The organism is Nostoc sp. DedQUE04, assembly GCF_034530995.1.
In the GTDB taxonomy this organism is placed as follows: domain Bacteria; phylum Cyanobacteriota; class Cyanobacteriia; order Cyanobacteriales; family Nostocaceae; genus Nostoc.
Window position 1 is genome coordinate 24,095 of record NZ_JAVRCA010000078.1, and the last position, 16,747, is coordinate 40,841.

Consider the following 16,747-nt stretch of genomic DNA (forward strand, 5'->3'; position numbering starts at 1 on the left):
CTCTAAAATCATAGCGATCGCACTATCTGTCTGAAGTCCAGCAAATTAGGAAAATATTGATAATACTTAAGAAAGAAGCTACTAATTATTTTATATTACACAATAATTTTAGTTACTATAACTAGCTAAAATTTCAAAATGTGAAAATGGCAAATTTAATTGAATTTACATTATTTGCTCCTCGCAACAAAGGAGCAGCTTTAATTGGGTCTTTTTCAGATTGGAAAGAAATTCCCATGTCAAAAGGTGAAGATGGTTATTTTCGCACGAAAATAAAATTAGAAGACGGTGTTTATCAATATAAATTTCGCATTCAAACCAAAAGCCCAAATTTTGCACTTGATGAATGGATAGATATCATCGATCCTAAAGCGACAGATATTGATGAAACAGAAAAATACAGCATAGTACGCATTCAAGATGGGCAACGCATTGTTGATAATTACCTTTGGCAAAACAATGAAATACCGTTGCCTGATAACCGAGAATTAGTCATATATGAGATACACGTTGCCGATTTTACTGGTGATGAAGTTGATTCTAACGAGCGAGGCAAATATTTAGGGATAATTGCTAAGTTAGATTATCTTTGCGAATTGGGAATTAATGCAATTGAATTAATGCCAGTTAATGAGTACCCTGGTGATTATAACTGGGGCTATAAAGTTCGCCACTTCTTTGCTACAGAATCTAGTTACGGTTCAACAGAAGATTTAAAGCGGTTGATTGACGAGTGTCATGGTAGAGGCATTCGCGTCTTTATGGATGGAATTTATAACCATACAGATGAAGAATGCCCTTTAATACTAATTGACCGAAATTATTGGTATTACGAAAACAAGCATTATCCTGAAGATCCAGATAATTACTGGGGCCCAGAGTTTAACTATGATAATTACGACAAAAACTTAAATATTAAACCTGCATGGGAATACGTCGGCGATGTGGTAAAATTTTGGATTAAGGAGTATCACATTGATGGAATTCGCTTTGATGCAGTGCGGCAATTGGCTAACTTTGAATTTTTCAACTGGCTGACTAAGGAAGCGAAAAATTATGCTGCACCCAAACAGTTTTACAACATTGCTGAACACATTCCCGATACAAAGACTGTAGTCAAACCAAATGGCCCATTAGATGCTTGTTGGCATGAGAGTTTTCGCTACTTTCTAGTTCCATATATTTGTGGGAAATCATTTGAATTAGAACAACTCAAGCAGATTTTAGATCCCAAACAGCAGGGTTATGCGATCGCAACCAATGTAATTAATTATTTGGCAACCCACGATCGCGAACGTCTATTACGAGAATTAGGCAATTGTAGCATCTTTGACGCCGCCGCATTTGAACGAGCTAAGTTAGCTGCTGCTGTGTTAATGACAGCGATGGGTATACCGATGCTGTGGATGGGAGACGAGTTTGGCGAATATCAGCAAAAAAGCGAAGATGTGACTAAACCGCAAAAGATTAATTGGTCTTTATTGTCAAGCGACCAGAATCATGATTTATTTGAGTATTATCAAAAGTTGATTGCTCTACGCCAGCAAAATCCAGCTTTGCAAAGTGACAATATTAAGTTTTTCTACGAAAATGCAGCTGAGAAAGTGCTGGCTTACACCCGTTGGAATGAGCAGAATTCTCATGTCGTTGTCGTGGTAAATTTCTCCGACCAAAATCTAAATCAATATAAAATTTCAGACTTTCCAACTGCTGAGTATTGGCGAGATTGGGTTAGCAATCAAGAAGTGAAATCTAAAGAGGATGGTTTAGTTACTGACTTATCAAGCTATACAGCTAAAATATTTGTTTCAAATTCACAGTAATGTAGTCTGTAGGTCGTTAATGTCAAAAGGTTATAAATACATTGTCGCAAGCAGTGCGATCGCTCGTCAAACAAACTGCTTGCGTCGCAACACAATAATAAGACTAGCGATGGGAACAACAGCAAATAAAATAATATCGTGTCCAATCGGATCGGCCCAAAACCCAGATTGTAGAGACGCGATTTATCGCGTCTTGAAAGACCAATCATCTACTGCGAATAAGGCATTGGGCAGTAATTAACAGGAGGCTTTAATGGTAATTGTTGACAATTTGCGCTTTCCGTTGACGCTTTTCACAGCACTAGGCTGTGCGCTTGTGGCTGGCGTCTTCTTTGCCTTCTCGACTTTCGTGATGAATGCCCTTGCACGACTCCAACCAAAGGAGGGCATTATCGCTATGCAATCCATCAATATCACTGCGATCAATCCATTGTTCATGTTGGCACTCTTTGGAACGGCTATGGCTTGCATCTTTCTAGCGATTTCCTCGGTGTTAAAGTGGCATCAACCTGGTGCTGCCTATTTGCTTGTCGGTAGCCTCCTGTATCTGATTGGCACCGTTCTAGTGACGATCGCGTTTAATGTGCCGCTGAATGATGCCTTAGCGATCGCCAAACCGGATAGCACTGAAGGCGCGAACCTATGGGCTAAATATCTTACCAATTGGACGTTCTGGAACCACGTTCGGACAATAGCAGCACTTGCGGCAGCAGTTATACTCGGACTGTGCGATCGCACGGTGAAATAGAAACGATCGATATGTATGATACCCTTTGCTTGGCAAAATGAAGCTATATGAGTATTCAAGCAGCATACGATAATTGGTCAGCCACATACGATGCTGACGAAAATCTGACGCGCGATCTCGATCGAATCGTCACCAGAGAAACCTTGATGGGTTTGAAGTGTAAATCAGTCGTAGAAATTGGCTGTGGCACAGGTAAAAATACACTTTTGCTTTCACAAATTGCTCTGAAAGTTTGTGCGATCGATTTTTCAGCACAGATGATCGAAAAGGCAAAAGAAAAAGTGAGGTCTGCGAATGTAGTGTTTATTACCGAAGACATTACCAAGCAATGGACTTGTGATAATGAGTCTGCCGATTTAGTCACTTGTAATCTTGTTTTAGAACACATCGAAGACCTCAGCTTGATATTTTCAGAAGCATCTCGTGTCTTAGTTAAAGGAGGATACTTTTTCATCTGTGAGCTTCATCCATTCAAGCAATATCAAGGAACAAAAGCTAATTTTCAAAGACAGCAAGAGTCCGTTGAAATTACGGCATTTGTGCATCATCTATCAGACTTTTTTAACATAGCGAAAGTTCATGGCTTTCTACTTGAAGACTTCAAAGAGTGGTGGCATGAAAAAGATCAAAATAAACCACCCAGACTTATATCAATCTTGTTTAGAAAGTAAAGACAATTTTGGTGCATTGAAATTTAGATCAGTTGCAGAGATACTTGCAATATTGATGGAAGATGGGCGATTAATTATGGAATTTCCAAAACAGGTAGAGAATATTTCTGTCAGCGCTGACAATACTTTAACATCAGAATTCTCGAAAAAGATTTATCAGTCATTAACACAGCGAGATCCTCAGTTTATTGAATCATTGATGCCTATATGGTCATGGTTTTACCGTTATTACTTTCAAGTAAAAACTGATGGATGGCATCACATCCCAACAACAGGGAAAGTACTACTGGTTGGCTCTCACAATGGTGGAATGGCTTCTCCAGATTTAATAATGATGATGTACGATTGGTTTTCGAGATTTGGAACCGAGCGTTTAGTGTATGGTCTAATGCACCCTTACGCTTGGAAAGTGAGTCCAGAAATAGCAGGATTAGCCCAGAAATTTGGAGCAATTCTTGCACATCCCAAAATGGCTAGTGCGGCTTTCGATCGGGGTGCTAGCGTTCTTGTATATCCTGGTGGACAATATGATATGTTTCGTCCTCATAGCCAACGCTATAAAATTCATTTTGCCGGTCATCAAGGCTTTGTCAAACTGGCTTTAAAACAAGAAGTCCCAATTATTCCTGTAATTTCGGTAGGCGCTCATGATAGCTTGATAGTCTTATGTGATTGCTATGATTTCGTCAAACAATTGCATCAGTGGGGATTGCCGTGGTTATATCAATTAGACCCTGGTGTTTTCCCAATTTACTTAGGTTTGCCTTGGGGCTTGTCTATTGGCCCTCTGCCAAATATTCCTTTACCTGTGCAAATTCACACTCGTATCTGTCATCCAATTATTTTTGAAAGATATGGTCAAGATGCAGCTAGAGATCGTAACTATGTGAATGCTTGTTATGAAATAGTTCAAAGTCAAATGCAGGAAGAGTTAAATAATTTGGTTAGAGATAGTCAGAAATCTAGCTAATATCATGTCCGGTTAAAGACTTATCATTAGGAGGGCAGGGGAGCAGAGGAGCAGGGGAGGAGAGGGGCTTTTGGGCTTTCTGCATAGATTTGGGAATTAAAACTAATTAGCCGGACTTGATATAAAACACGAATATTAGTGACGAAGTGACGCCTCCCCCAGCATTTCCAAAAGCGATCGCTCCATAACTTCACTGACAAATTTATTTCCTTGCAAGTTGAGGTGAATGTGGTCGTGAAACAAACCTTGGGGGTTGGTAGTTGAATTGAAATTTGGTAAAAAGTCTATATAGTTAATTTGCTGTGCCTTGGTAAAATCGCTCAAGCGCTGACGTGCTTTAATTTCGTAATCGCGGGGGCCTGGTTCACCAATTTCTCGTAGTAAAGGAGTCATCACCAGCAGAAATTTGCTGTGGGATTGGCGAGTCAAGGCTTGAATTTTAGCGATCGCCTCCAGATTAATCCCCACGCGATCGCCTGGTTCATTTTGTACGGCTTGCAGTTCTGGAATTGGCTTTTGCTTGACGATATAACGCTGCCATACTTCCACCAATGCCAGAGGAGGTTTGCGATCGGGATAATTGCGATCGCGTCCTACTGGTAATGAAGTAGGAGGAGTAGCAAACAAATCATCGGTATTAATTAATAACACCACTGCTTGCGCGTTAAAATTGCCAAACTTCTCTAAATAAGCTAATTCATTTCTTGGCCCCCAAGAATTTGCTGAAGCATTTAACACTTCTACTTCCCGATAATTACTATTAGTAGATGATGCTAGAGAACGCATCATCAAACTAGATATTGTATTAGTCTGATCTGTCCACCAGCCACCATTAGCAATAGAATCACCTAAGAGGAGAATTCGCAGCCCAGTAGGTGCAGGTAGCTTTTTGATCGGACTACCTCGCATAGAATATTCATTAATTTCAATCCGATTACCAAAACGACGAGTCCGTTGGTTAGGAGCCAACAAATAACCAATTTGCTCATCGCCAATATAAATCAAAGGATTACCAAAACCAAACAGCGATCGCAGTCCAATCTCAATTACCAGAAACAATCCCACAACCACCGCCAAAATTACGCTCAGTGCTATTTTCACCTACTCACACCCTCTTATACGGAGTTGCTTTTCAATGATACTGAAGGATTGGGCATTGGGCATTGGGCATTGGTTATTCTCCTAGTCCCCAGCCCCCATTCCCCAGTCCCCAGTCCCCAGTCCCCAGTCCCCAAGCCCCCAGTCCCCAGTCCCCCCCACTTCTAAATTTTTAAAGTGAATTTAACATCATCCGCAAAGAGAGGGACTACAATCAAGACGGACAAATATTTCATGCTCCAACAACAGAGGATTAGAAGCTGTGTCCGACTTAAATCGCGGAATTATGAAATTTAAGGGTGCAGATTCCCCAAAAGTAGTCACTATCTCTACCGTGTTGCTTCTGGGATCGATCGCTGCTCTCGTAATCTGGGCGCTGCAAGCTGCCTATGCGCTAAACTAAAACCATTAGTAGTCTAGAAGGACACTTGTGTTAAACGGTTTCCGTCTTAGCCAAGTGTCCATTTAGCAACTAGTAATTAAAAAAGAATCCAGAATCCAGAATCCAGAATCCAGAATCCAGAATGCTTTTCCTTGGGGAATTCAAACTACTAGCTGATTGTAGACTTATAAATCTATAATTTGGATTGTTTTTAAACCCCGCGTTCATCCTCTAGCCATCGTTCTGACTCCTGACTCCTGACTCCTGAATTCTCTTTGATAAAAGCCCCTTTTATAACCATCAAAAATTTCAGCAAAACTTTAGATTTGAGGTTTTAGATGGAAAATTTAAATCTAAAATCCAAATTCCAGAATGTTTGAACCTTGGGGTGTTTTCGCTATTTTAATTATCTGCCCCCTTTTGGGCGGATTACCCCTGATTGCATGGATAACTTACGCCCTGACGCGGAAGCAGTTATCACAAGTTGGTACAGGAAACATTAGTGTATCAGCTGCCTTTTATCATGGGGGTAAAATTGTCGGAATTCTGGCAGTCTTGTCAGAAGCTTTGAAAGGAGTTGCGGCAGTCTTACTCACCCGCATTTTCTTCCCAGATGGATCGTCTTGGGAATTGCTTGCCCTAATCGCTCTGGTAATTGGTAGATACTGGATAGGCAGAGGAGCAGGTACGACAAATGTTGTCTGGGGATTTGTCGTACACGACCCACTGGTAGCGATATTTGTATCTTTCTTTGCAGGTATTGCTTTTACAATTCTGCAATCAAGAAAGTTAGTCAAATTTGGGGTTTTGCTACTTTTTCCTTTGTTTGTGGCACTTCTGCACTTTAGCGATATTCCCAGAATACTTGCTGCTGTAGCCTTAGCTGGTTTAATGGGCTGGATTTACACCAAAATTGCTGATGATATGAAACTGCCAGCCCAAGAGGCACAAACTGAATCTCTTGCGATGTTGGAGTTTTTACGCGGCGAACGCACAATGGTTTCTCTAGATGAAGAGTTGAATGCTGCCATAGTCGGAGAAAAGGCAGCAACATTATCTCAAATTAAGCGCTGGGGCTATCCAGTGCCGAAGGGATGGGTGCTAGCCCCCATCGACAATCCAGAAGGGTTAACAGAATTTCTCCAGCCATCAGAATTATCTCCTTTGGTGGTGCGTTCCTCCGCTATTGGAGAAGACTCAGAATACGCTTCTGCTGCTGGACAGTATGAAACAGTTGTAAATGTTACTAGCCAAAAAGGATTACAAGAAGCGATCGCTCAAGTTCAAGCTTCCTACAATCATCCATCTGCTGTTCAATATCGGCGCGATCGCGGCTTAAATGATACAGCAATGGCTGTGTTGATTCAGCAACAAGTCCAGAGTGTGTATTCTGGCGTTGCTTTCAGTCGCGATCCCATTACCCAGCAAGGCGATGCGATCGTGATTGAAGCCCTTCCAGGCAGCCCGACGCAAGTCGTTTCGGGAAAAGTCACCCCAGAACAATATCGCGCTTTTGTCGTTGAAACAGAAAATTCTTACTCTGTACAATTAGAGGGTCAAGGACGAGTCCCACAATCATTAATCAAACAAGTTGCATATTTAGCTTACCGACTCGAAAAACGTTATCATGGCACTCCTCAAGATATCGAGTGGAGTTATGATGGGCAAACGCTTTGGGTGTTGCAATCTCGACCGATCGCCACTCTGTTACCCATCTGGACGCGCAAAATCGCCGCCGAAGTGATTCCCGGAGTAATTCACCCTTTAACATGGTCAATTAATCGTCCCTTAACTTGTGGAGTTTGGGGAGAATTTTTTACTTTAGTTTTAGGCGATCGCGCTTTGGGGTTAGATTTCGCCAAAACAGCAACTCTGCATTATTCCAGAGCCTACTTTAATGCTTCCCTCTTAGGAGATATTTTTCTCAGAATGGGACTGCCGCCGGAAAGTCTGGAATTTTTAACCAGAGGAGCTAAATTAAGTAAACCGTCCTTGCAGTCAACTTGGGAAAATTTGCCAGGACTAGGAAAGTTGCTGAAGCGGGAATTAAATTTAGAAAAGGACTTCAAGGAAGATTATCACAAACGGTTCATTCCTGGGTTGTCGCAGTTGGCGCAGTCAGATATAGATAGCTTGGAACCACCGGCGTTGTTGGCAAGAATTGATTTTATTCTAGAGTTGCTGCGTCATGGAACGTATTACAGCATTTTAGCTCCCTTGAGTGCTGCCCTAAGACAGGCAATTTTTCGAGTAAAAGATGGGCAAATCGATCATAGCGTCACCCCAGAGGTAGCGGCATTGCGATCGCTCAGTGCGATCGCTACAGATGCCAAGCAGGTATTGGTTGAGTTTGAGCCACAGCAAGTATTTGAACAATTAAAGCAATCCCCCGAAGGAGAGAAGATCCTCCAAGAATTTAACGAATTGCTGCAAGATTACGGCTACTTAAGCGAAGTAGGAACCGATATCTCCGTTCCCACTTGGCGAGAAAATCCCCAAATGATTCAGCAGATGTTTGTGCAGTTAATGCAGGGGAACGAACCACAAGCAGGTGCTAAAGATGCGATTAATAGTATTTTTGCCAGTAAGCGCAAACGCTCTTTCGTGCAACGGCGCGTGGATATCAAAGGACGAGTCACCGAAGTTTATTCCCGGCTTTTAGCTGAATTGCGTTGGAGTTTTGTGGCTTTAGAGAAGATTTGGTTAAAGTCTGGCTTACTTAGGCAAACAGGCGATATCTTTTTTCTCAACTTTGATGAAGTGCGGCGTCTAATTGGAGATGAAGATTCCAGCTTAATCGAGCAGTTAGATGAGTTAGTGGAATTTAGGCGATCGCAATTTCTGCAAGATAGCGAGATTATTCAAATACCTGTTTTAGTCTACGGCAATACACCTCCTCACCCCTTAGCTCCCTCTGAACTTTACTCTGACCAAATTTTACAAGGTATTGGAGCCAGTCATGGGCAAGCCGAAGGTAGGGTGAAAGTGTTGCGAAATTTACAAGACATTCCAGAAGTCGATCGAGATACGATTCTGGTAGTGCCTTATACAGATTCCGGCTGGGCCCCATTATTATTAAGGGCTGGAGGATTAATTGCCGAAGCTGGAGGAAGACTTTCTCACGGTGCGATCGTTGCTCGTGAGTATGGAATTCCCGCCGTGATGGATGTTCGTGGTGCTACATGGCTTTTGCAAGATGGTCAACGAGTCAGGATTGATGGGTCTAGGGGTATTGTGGAATTATCTAATGATTTAAGACCCGAATGATTACCACTTCCCTGAAAGATTTGCCAGAAGAATCGGTTTCTCACAATGCCGAAATCAAGAAAAAGGTGATGTTACGCTTCGGCGATTTACCTCACCTAACTAACTTTTCTCAAGCACGTTTTGCTCCTGGACAAACCGCACCAGCACACGCGCATCAAGATATGTGCGAGGTATTCTTTGTAGAAGCTGGTTTGGGAGTAATTCACATTGATGGTACAGAATACCCCTTGCTTCCGGGAAACTGCGTAGCCATCGAACCGGGAGAAGTACACGAAGTTGTCAATAGTGGCTCAACCGAACTTGTTTTGACATACTTTGGTTTGCGAGTCGAAAAATCGAGCTAATCATTCAGTTAGGATCGTTAACTAGCAATTGAGGTTAATTTGATTTTGAATAAAACACGCAGGGGGACATAACATTGTTATGTCCTTAGAAAAGTTTGCGGATGTTGCTTATAAATCAATACATTTCAGATCAAATCAAAACCCTGATGTAGAGACGCGATAAATCGCGTCTTCAAAAATCAATGATTTATTAATATACCAAGGGTGTCGCGTTGCGCATCTGACGCAAAGAATTTATACAAGCAGGACAATCACAACCAAATAAGTCGATTGCCACATTGCTTTCTTCATCATTGAACTCCAGCATGGGAGCATCTTCTTGAGAAAACTCTATTTCACGCTGATAGTTAGGAATTTGAGCCAATACAGAAGCCCTGGCACATACTAAACCCACTTTATGTTTATTGCGTATACAAGATAGACGATCTGTGCTTTTGACTCCTGGTTCTGGCTCCATAGCTTGTGCGTGATTTAGCATTACTCCCATAGAGAGAAGAGAGCTAATCAGCACTGGAGAAGAAAGCAAACTCAGTATGAATTTGTTCATTGGTTTTCTTGAAAAACAATCTCGATTGCTCAGATTATCCGATTAAATCTTACAGTGCAAGTAAATGTGTATCAGGAATAACCCAAAATCCAGATGTAGAGATGCAATTTGTCGCGTCTTTGCAATCTAAAATTTTCATCAAAAAACCTTAACCGAACCGTATTGTCATATAATGCAAGTCTGTTTCTGATAATGTCAAAGCAGAAGTTGCTACAGACTGCGCAAAACACCGAAACGCGAAGGCAGAAGCTCTTACAGGCTGCGCGAAACACCGGAACGCGAAGGCAGAAGCTCTTACAGGCTGCGCGAAACACTGAAACGCGAAGGCAGAAGCTCTTACAGGCTGCGCGAAACACCGAAACGCGAAGGCAGAAGCTCTTGCAGGGAAGACGGAAGTTGCTACAGGCTGCACGAAACACCGAAACGTGAAGGCAAAACAGAGAAGTTTATTAGTATTTTGTACTCCAATTGACCTGATGTCTGCGTAAAAGTGACTTTACAGCAGTTTTCATGTACATGTATTTGAACCACACCTGTCGTAGGGGCGCAACGCCTTGCGCCTCTAGCGCGTGGTCTATTTACCTGATAAATAGCCGTAATTGATGAGTTATATTATGTCCGCCTAATTAGTTATAATTCCCACATCTGTGCAAAAACCAGGAAACCCTCTTTCCCCCTGACCCCTGCTCCCCTGCCGTCTTAATGATAAGTCTTTAACCGGACACGATATTAGTATTGGCGCGCTCGGCGTTTCACCACTTAATAAATTAATAGAGTGGCTGTTAACAAAAAATAGGTGAACTTTGAACAAGCTAGAGTATGAGATTAGTCGCAAATACGACATTACTTAGTGTAAGGCAAAATGATCTAAGCGACTGAACGATGAATCGCTCTACAATGCGATACGCGATCGCCTCCGTGCCATCATTATCATTATGTCAGCAGGTACGAGCGTTCTAGGCATGGTTCCCTTGGCAATCTTTCCAGGACAGGGATCTGAACTGTATCAAGGTCTAGGAATATGCCTTAACCGGAGGTTTAGCATTTTCTACAAGTTAAGGCATTTACCAAGGCTTTCCTGACAATAATTGCTCAGACTATCACAGATATGCTAAAAAGTAACTTCAATCTTTACTGCTGTGATTGCGGTGCAAACTGTGCAAATACCTCCGCCCCTGTTAGGTTCTTGGTTTCATTGGCAAAACAGTAATATTTGGGCTTTTCATCTATGAATATCTGACGCTCGAAAACAAGACCTTCACAGCTATCGAATAGTCCAACGGGTATGAAATGCTGGTTATTTTGTTTGAATTTGTAAAATAGATGGCTACCACACTTCTTACAGAATGCACGCTCTGCCCATTCTGAAGATTGATAAACTTCGATATATTCTTCACCAGAGAAGCTAACCTCATTTTCACAGTCAACTACTAACAAAGGTCCTCCACCCCAGTTGCGACACATACTACAATGACATGCTTCTACCCGATCGCTCATACGGGTTGTAGAAACGTTTACTACTCCGCACAAGCAGCTACCTTTTGCAATGCTCACATTAGACATATTGTTTCTCTGCTCCCAAAAATGCGCTCTATTTTTACATTCTTTTTTGTTTTATGCTGGAAGTATCTGCACTATTGAGTTTAGAGGCTGATACAACTAATCTAGTCGCTTCTTGACGCTGATTTAAATCAACATTGATGTTACATCTCCAATTTCAAAATATGGAGTTTTGCGTCGATCGCGTGGAGTTTAACTCGATGGATGGGCTGAGGTACGAAGCCCATCCTACCGTGGTTGAGTGCAAACGTCTTATTTCAGTTTGCAGCTTGCGGTAAGTTCTAGATTGTAGAAAGTCCCTGGTTTGGGATTAATTGAACGCAACTGCTGGACAAAAGCATTAAATGTTGCATTGCTGATCCCGAAGCCAGCTTCAGCACAAGCAGATAAACCTCCTTCGATGGGAATAGATCCAGTTCTAGGACTATATACAATGAATTTATCGACAGTGCTATTGCCGACAGCAGACCCGATAACCTGGCGAACTGTTCGCAAAGCAGCATTATCTAAGGAACCACCAATACTGCCAATACTGATATTAACGGCACGACTTTCAGCCACAGCCGGCGCACTAATCGACAATATTGCCCCCACAATCATCAAACAGCTGAACTTCTTCATTTTCCTCTCCTCCAAAAAATTGAAAAACTAATAATTAGGTTTCGACATGGATGAAGTACATCAGAGACTTTACCATGTAAGGTTTTCAGACACTAGAGTGTGTGTAAACTACAAAATCTATGATTCTGAACTTTTGGGGATTACTTCAGCATTAGGTCTTTCCTTTTCTGAAAAATATTAATTTCTTAAAAATTCTTTATAAAATCGCCTTTGCAGGCCCTAGCTGTCTAATTGGTGTTGGTTACAGGAAAGCTGAAAAAACATCTAGCAACAGCTATCCCAGCGTGAGACTGACTAACTCAATCTCAATGTAGAACAGACCAGTGCTGTGGAGTCCTTGCCTGATTCGCAACTTCAGCCGCTTATATCCTTCAATAACAATATCAGGTAAACTTGGCAGTGAATTTAGATATCGCAACTAACTGCCATAAATCCTCTTTTCATAACCTATCCATTCTTTTTCTCGTAAAAGATACTTTTGAATTTTACCAGTACTAGTTTTTGGCAGAGTAGTAAATTCAATTGTCGTAGGGCATTTAAAACCAGCAATTCGATCGCGGCAGAATTGGATTAAATTTTGTTCTGTAACTTGCGCGTTTTCTTTGAGGGTAACAAAAGCTTTTGGTACTTCACCCCGCTTGGCATGAGGCACAGCAATAACTGCACATTCTAACACAGCTTCATGGCGGTAAAGACATTGTTCAACTTCAATACTAGAGACATTTTCTCCATTTGTAATGATGATATCTTTCATGCGATCGCGCACCTCAATATAACCGTCAGGGTGCATTACTGCTAAATCACCGCTATGAAACCATCCTCCTCTAAATACACTTTCAGTTGTTTCTGGGTCATTATAATAGCCTGTCATCACCATATTTCCCCGCATCACCACTTCCCCCATTGTTTCACCGTCCGCGGGGACATCATTCATATTTCGATCTACAACTCGCAAACCATCTGCACTGATATAAGGTACGCCTTGGCGTGCCATAAGTTTTGCTTGTTTTTCAATATTTAAATTATTCCAATCTGATTGATATTCACAAACACTATATGGGCCATAAACTTCTGTTAAACCATAAACGTGAATAATTTTTGCGCCAATTTTAGTAAGTTTTTCAATCAATATTGGCGATGGTGGTGCGCCTGCTGTAGTGATAGTTAGAGGTTTTGCTAATAATTGCGGACAGTCTGGATGATTGAGGAGAGAAATTAAAATTACAGGTGCAGCATTTAAATGAGTTACCCCTTCTTGTTGAATTAACTTCCAGATATTACCAGGGTTAAACTTACGCAAACAAATATGAGTACCACCGATAGCAGTTACCGCCCAAGTAAAACACCAACCATTGCAGTGAAACATCGGCAGAGTCCATAAATAAACTGAGTTAGGTGTTAGTGTTGTTTCAATTATTTCTCCTAAAGAGTTAATATATGCACCGCGATGAGAATACATTACACCTTTGGGTTTACCAGAGGTTCCACTAGTGTAATTAATAGAAATCGTATCCATTTCATCTGTAATTACCCAAGGCAAAGGAGTTGGATTACCAGTTTGGAGAAATGTTTCATAATCCTTTCCATTTATAGGTTCAAATCCTTGATTATCGCTGATATTGATTATATACTTAACAGTTTTAAGACTATTTTGAATAGGTCGAATTATATTTGTTAACTCTGTATCAATAAAAAGAAATTGAGCACCGCAATCATTTAAGATATAAGCAACTTCCTGGGAAGCCAAACGAGTATTAATAGATACGAGAATCCCACCTATTAAAGGCACAGCAAAATGGGCTTCTAGCATGGGTGGAGTATTAAAACAAAAAAAAGCGACGCGATCGCCTTTTTCAAGTCCAGCATGATGCAGTGCTGAGGCTAGACAATTGATCCGCTCTGCAAATTCCCTGTAAGTGAAGCGTTTTTGATTATATATAATAGAAACTTTATGACTATAGACTTTAGCATTACGTTGAATAAAAGTTAGAGGTGTGAGAAAGCTGCGATCAACTGCTTCAGGGTTCATGGCTAATGCTAACAGTAATTATTTACTGCATGAGCATACCATACGGTCATAAAGCACTACATGATTTTTACAGTACTTAGCTACCGCGATCGCATTCAATTAGACTAGACTCAGGGGCAGGCTCAGTCTACCTTGAGATTCCGGTTACTTGCAAATGGTACGCACTCAAGGTTTTTTCTCACAGAGATGCCAGTATCATTTTTACGATGGTGACTGCATTTATTATGGGTTTGTTCCAGTGTTGATAATGAATTAAAAAATTTAAATTATACAATTAATATCCGGAAAACCAAGGTGAAGTTAGGAAACAATAGTGAAGATATGATTGTAAATTTCTTTGATTGAGTTAATATAAAAGGTTTTCACAATGGTTACTACTTCTGTACACTATTTGCAAATTCTGGGCAATCCAAATATTGAAATTTCTCAAGATGAGTTGCGATCGCTTTTAGGAGAAATAGAAGTACAACTGCATCGTAGCCGAGTTTATCGACGTGCTTTAGCGATTGTGCAGAAGTTAATAGGTGAAGAAACAGGTCAGGCTCAAGATTTATTAAAAGCTGTAGGTAGAGAAGCGATCGGTTTAGCATTTCGACAATTTGCCCAACAAAATCAAAAAGTTGAAACAGCTACAGATACGAAGCAAGCGACAGAAACAGTCAATTCTTCATCAGAGATACAGCAGGAGGATTGCACTCAACAGGAGCAATCCTCTAAAAATGCAGCAGAAAATTCGCTGTGGAAAAAACCACTGCAATTTCTGAATCATCAGAAAATTTCTCAAGCAGAACTTGCCTTGCAAGCAGACCAACAACGTATGGTGTGCCTACATCAAATCGGGCAACAACTCCAAAAAAACCGTCAGTCCAAAGGGCTTTCTTTAGACCACATCCAGCTTTCCACTCATATCCGAACCGAGCTGATAGAGGCATTAGAAAACGGCAACTCGAAAGAATTGCCAGATGACATTTTTTTACGTGGATTTATCCGACGTTATGGAGATGCTTTAGGACTTAATGGTGTTGCTTTAGCTGCTTCTTTGCCAGTACAAGCAGCTATACCAGTAACTCAGCCTCTTTCGTACCAATCTAAAAAAGGAATGGGATTAGAAATTCGTCCGACGCATTTATATGTAGGTTATACAGCTCTTCTTGCTGGTGCAATGGGAGGATTAGCTTTGATGTCCCAGCAACAAGCAAATACCAATATATCAACTGAGCAAGATAACTCTTCTTCGGTTTTACAATCGTTAAAACAACAATCCCCTACTGTTAAACCGGGGATTAAATCCATTAATAATACTGGTGTGGCTGTCGGATCTGATATTTCCCCACCAGAAGGATCGTATTAACGAACTGTACCACAATCCAATTACATCTTAATGCCGTCCTCGCCACTCCATTCCATGAGTGGTGAGCATAGGCAAAAAATATTGTGTAAAAGCTAAAAAACTGTAACTGGGAGTTAATTGATCTGACTTTTCACGGTATCTGAAAAACCTCTCTCTAAATCTCTCTCCTAAAAGGAGAGAGACTTTGAATTTTCCCCCTTACCGACGCGGTAAGGGGATTAGGGGGTTAGGTTTTTGGTAGACTTTTCCACATAACGTGAAAAGTCAGGTTAATTGATATATTGGAACCTTTATGAAAGTCAGGTTAAAATCGCAAGCAAAGTGTAAATCTGAAGTGAAACTATGAAAACTGCTGAAAAATTAGCTGCCGGTTGGCTACTGACACTCGGATTCATGTTTGTAACTCTATCAGCAACAGCGGCACTAGAAAAATTCGCTACACCTAAAGCCATCTCAATACCGGCGGGTGAGTATGACTTTAACGCACCGAATGCTACTTATGAAGATAATAATGCTGCTGTTGGTGGTCTAATTTTTGGTGTCCCTACCCTAACACTGGGCACGTGGTTAGCATTGGGATTGTACCGTCAAAGTCGGCAGGAGAAAAAGGCAATTAATCAACAAGTTAACGATCGCCTGCAATCGATTTTTTATGAGATGCTACAAGAAAATCACGGGCGCGTAACTGTTTTAGGCTTTGCCATCCAGTCACAATTACCCGCAGCCCACGCCAGACAATATTTAGATGAAAAAGCTAAAGAATTCAATGCAAATTTTAAGGTGAACGAAGAAGGGGCTGTATCATATCATTTTGATGTCTAATTGTCATTAGTCCTTTGTCATTTGTTATTTACTAATGACCAATGACCAATGACGATCTTCAACTTACGGCTAGGTCTAATGACGCAGATTTTTTTGAGCGTAGCTGCCATTTTAGGCGGTTTGTCGGTTGCTGCTGGTGCTTTTGCTTCCCATGCTTTGCGAGATAAGATTAGTGAGCGATCGCTAGAAATTTTTGAAACTGGCGCTCGTTACCAAATGTATCATGCTCTGGCACTTTTTCTAGTAGCAATACTAATTAGTCGTACCGAGTCGCCTCAACCCACACTCGTAGCCAGTGGATGGCTATTTATTATTGGCATTGCTATTTTCTCAGGTAGCTTGTACGCCCTTAGCTTAACCGGTATTAAATCCTTGGGAGCGATCGCACCACTAGGCGGCACAGCCTTTCTCGCAGGTTGGGGTGCTTTAGCTTTTGCTGCTTGGAATTTGAAGTTGTAATGAACCTATCCCACTAATAAAATCCTTTGAACCCAGATATGGATAGTAGCAAGGT

The 16,747-nt window shown here is 41.2% G+C and carries 15 protein-coding genes and 1 pseudogene; 11 read left to right on the forward strand and 5 right to left on the reverse strand.

The annotated features are described in order from the left end of the window. The first annotated feature begins 146 nt into the window (after positions 1 to 146). The 4 genes from RM049_RS33970 to RM049_RS33985 all read left to right on the forward strand — a co-directional run bounded on the left by RM049_RS33970 (position 147) and on the right by RM049_RS33985 (position 4,212). Complete coding sequence (locus tag RM049_RS33970; protein ID WP_322707337.1) at positions 147 to 1,823, forward strand: alpha-amylase family glycosyl hydrolase; 1,677 nt, start codon at positions 147 to 149, stop codon at positions 1,821 to 1,823. A gap of 253 nt (positions 1,824 to 2,076) precedes the next feature. Then, positions 2,077 to 2,571: a DUF1772 domain-containing protein gene (locus tag RM049_RS33975; RefSeq protein ID WP_322673213.1), complete on the forward strand. Its 495-nt coding sequence runs from the start codon at positions 2,077 to 2,079 to the stop codon at positions 2,569 to 2,571. A gap of 47 nt (positions 2,572 to 2,618) precedes the next feature. After that, positions 2,619 to 3,242, forward strand: coding sequence for a class I SAM-dependent methyltransferase (locus tag RM049_RS33980; protein WP_322707338.1), 624 nt, complete (start codon positions 2,619 to 2,621; stop codon positions 3,240 to 3,242). Further along, entirely contained in the window at positions 3,187 to 4,212 is a 1,026-nt protein-coding gene (locus tag RM049_RS33985; RefSeq protein WP_322707339.1) for a lysophospholipid acyltransferase family protein, read from the forward strand. Before RM049_RS33980 ends, RM049_RS33985 begins: the two co-directional genes overlap by 56 nt. A 135-nt stretch (positions 4,213 to 4,347) precedes the next feature. On the opposite strand, the gene RM049_RS33990 is transcribed toward RM049_RS33985, so the two are convergent. Further along, positions 4,348 to 5,313, reverse strand: coding sequence for an SGNH/GDSL hydrolase family protein (locus RM049_RS33990; RefSeq protein WP_322707340.1), 966 nt, complete (start codon positions 5,311 to 5,313; stop codon positions 4,348 to 4,350). Between the two features lie 259 nt (positions 5,314 to 5,572). Between RM049_RS33990 and RM049_RS33995 the strand changes: the two genes are divergently transcribed. The 3 genes from RM049_RS33995 (at position 5,573) to RM049_RS34005 (ending at position 9,303) form a co-directional block, all read left to right on the forward strand. After that, positions 5,573 to 5,713: a hypothetical protein gene (locus RM049_RS33995; RefSeq protein ID WP_190240958.1), complete on the forward strand. Its 141-nt coding sequence runs from the start codon at positions 5,573 to 5,575 to the stop codon at positions 5,711 to 5,713. A 351-nt stretch (positions 5,714 to 6,064) separates the two neighbouring features. Then, positions 6,065 to 8,959, forward strand: coding sequence for a glycerol-3-phosphate acyltransferase (locus RM049_RS34000; RefSeq protein WP_322707341.1), 2,895 nt, complete (start codon positions 6,065 to 6,067; stop codon positions 8,957 to 8,959). Continuing rightward, a complete protein-coding gene (locus RM049_RS34005) occupies positions 8,956 to 9,303 on the forward strand; it encodes a cupin domain-containing protein (RefSeq protein WP_322673208.1) in 348 nt (115 codons plus the stop codon). The genes RM049_RS34000 and RM049_RS34005 overlap by 4 nt, the downstream gene beginning before the upstream one ends. 190 nt (positions 9,304 to 9,493) lie before the next feature. On the opposite strand, the gene RM049_RS34010 is transcribed toward RM049_RS34005, so the two are convergent. After that, positions 9,494 to 9,850, reverse strand: coding sequence for a hypothetical protein (locus tag RM049_RS34010; RefSeq protein ID WP_322673207.1), 357 nt, complete (start codon positions 9,848 to 9,850; stop codon positions 9,494 to 9,496). Between the two features lie 881 nt (positions 9,851 to 10,731). On the opposite strand from RM049_RS34010, the pseudogene RM049_RS39475 reads away from it, so the two are divergent. Beyond that, a pseudogene (locus RM049_RS39475) lies at positions 10,732 to 10,903 on the forward strand (efflux RND transporter permease subunit); the annotation flags it as partial. Between the two features lie 78 nt (positions 10,904 to 10,981). Here the strand turns inward: RM049_RS39475 and RM049_RS34015 are convergent. The 3 genes from RM049_RS34015 to RM049_RS34025 all read right to left on the reverse strand — a co-directional run bounded on the left by RM049_RS34015 (position 10,982) and on the right by RM049_RS34025 (position 14,060). Next, positions 10,982 to 11,413 carry a GFA family protein gene (locus tag RM049_RS34015; RefSeq protein WP_322692113.1) on the reverse strand — a complete coding sequence of 144 codons (432 nt, stop codon included), beginning with the start codon at positions 11,411 to 11,413 and terminating at the stop codon, positions 10,982 to 10,984. Between the two features lie 249 nt (positions 11,414 to 11,662). After that, positions 11,663 to 12,031, reverse strand: a complete 369-nt coding sequence (locus tag RM049_RS34020) for a hypothetical protein (RefSeq protein ID WP_322692114.1) — start codon at positions 12,029 to 12,031, stop codon at positions 11,663 to 11,665. Between the two features lie 418 nt (positions 12,032 to 12,449). Beyond that, a complete protein-coding gene (locus RM049_RS34025; RefSeq protein ID WP_322707342.1) occupies positions 12,450 to 14,060 on the reverse strand; it encodes an acyl--CoA ligase family protein in 1,611 nt (536 codons plus the stop codon). Positions 14,061 to 14,427: 367 nt separating this feature from the next. Between RM049_RS34025 and RM049_RS34030 the strand changes: the two genes are divergently transcribed. From RM049_RS34030 to RM049_RS34040, 3 genes are all read left to right on the forward strand, one after another. Beyond that, positions 14,428 to 15,411 carry a helix-turn-helix domain-containing protein gene (locus tag RM049_RS34030; RefSeq protein ID WP_322707343.1) on the forward strand — a complete coding sequence of 328 codons (984 nt, stop codon included), beginning with the start codon at positions 14,428 to 14,430 and terminating at the stop codon, positions 15,409 to 15,411. Between the two features lie 342 nt (positions 15,412 to 15,753). Continuing rightward, positions 15,754 to 16,233: a hypothetical protein gene (locus tag RM049_RS34035; protein ID WP_322707344.1), complete on the forward strand. Its 480-nt coding sequence runs from the start codon at positions 15,754 to 15,756 to the stop codon at positions 16,231 to 16,233. Between the two features lie 78 nt (positions 16,234 to 16,311). Continuing rightward, a complete protein-coding gene (locus RM049_RS34040) occupies positions 16,312 to 16,692 on the forward strand; it encodes a DUF423 domain-containing protein (protein WP_322707345.1) in 381 nt (126 codons plus the stop codon). Positions 16,693 to 16,747: the final 55 nt, after the last annotated feature.

What these genes read in the sequence shown, in the direction of transcription:
- RM049_RS33970 (WP_322707337.1), top strand. Translation starts at nt 147, where the DNA reads ATGGCAAATTTAATTGAATTTACATTATTTGCTCCTCGCAACAAAGGA.
- RM049_RS33975 (WP_322673213.1), top strand. Translation starts at nt 2,077, where the DNA reads ATGGTAATTGTTGACAATTTGCGCTTTCCGTTGACGCTTTTCACAGCA.
- RM049_RS33980 (WP_322707338.1), top strand. Translation starts at nt 2,619, where the DNA reads ATGAGTATTCAAGCAGCATACGATAATTGGTCAGCCACATACGATGCT.
- RM049_RS33985 (WP_322707339.1), top strand. Translation starts at nt 3,187, where the DNA reads ATGAAAAAGATCAAAATAAACCACCCAGACTTATATCAATCTTGTTTA.
- RM049_RS34000 (WP_322707341.1), top strand. Translation starts at nt 6,065, where the DNA reads ATGTTTGAACCTTGGGGTGTTTTCGCTATTTTAATTATCTGCCCCCTT.
- RM049_RS34005 (WP_322673208.1), top strand. Translation starts at nt 8,956, where the DNA reads ATGATTACCACTTCCCTGAAAGATTTGCCAGAAGAATCGGTTTCTCAC.
- RM049_RS34010 (WP_322673207.1), bottom strand. Translation starts at nt 9,850, where the DNA reads ATGAACAAATTCATACTGAGTTTGCTTTCTTCTCCAGTGCTGATTAGC.
- RM049_RS34015 (WP_322692113.1), bottom strand. Translation starts at nt 11,413, where the DNA reads ATGTCTAATGTGAGCATTGCAAAAGGTAGCTGCTTGTGCGGAGTAGTA.
- RM049_RS34020 (WP_322692114.1), bottom strand. Translation starts at nt 12,031, where the DNA reads ATGAAGAAGTTCAGCTGTTTGATGATTGTGGGGGCAATATTGTCGATT.
- RM049_RS34025 (WP_322707342.1), bottom strand. Translation starts at nt 14,060, where the DNA reads ATGAACCCTGAAGCAGTTGATCGCAGCTTTCTCACACCTCTAACTTTT.
- RM049_RS34030 (WP_322707343.1), top strand. Translation starts at nt 14,428, where the DNA reads ATGGTTACTACTTCTGTACACTATTTGCAAATTCTGGGCAATCCAAAT.
- RM049_RS34035 (WP_322707344.1), top strand. Translation starts at nt 15,754, where the DNA reads ATGAAAACTGCTGAAAAATTAGCTGCCGGTTGGCTACTGACACTCGGA.
- RM049_RS34040 (WP_322707345.1), top strand. Translation starts at nt 16,312, where the DNA reads ATGACGCAGATTTTTTTGAGCGTAGCTGCCATTTTAGGCGGTTTGTCG.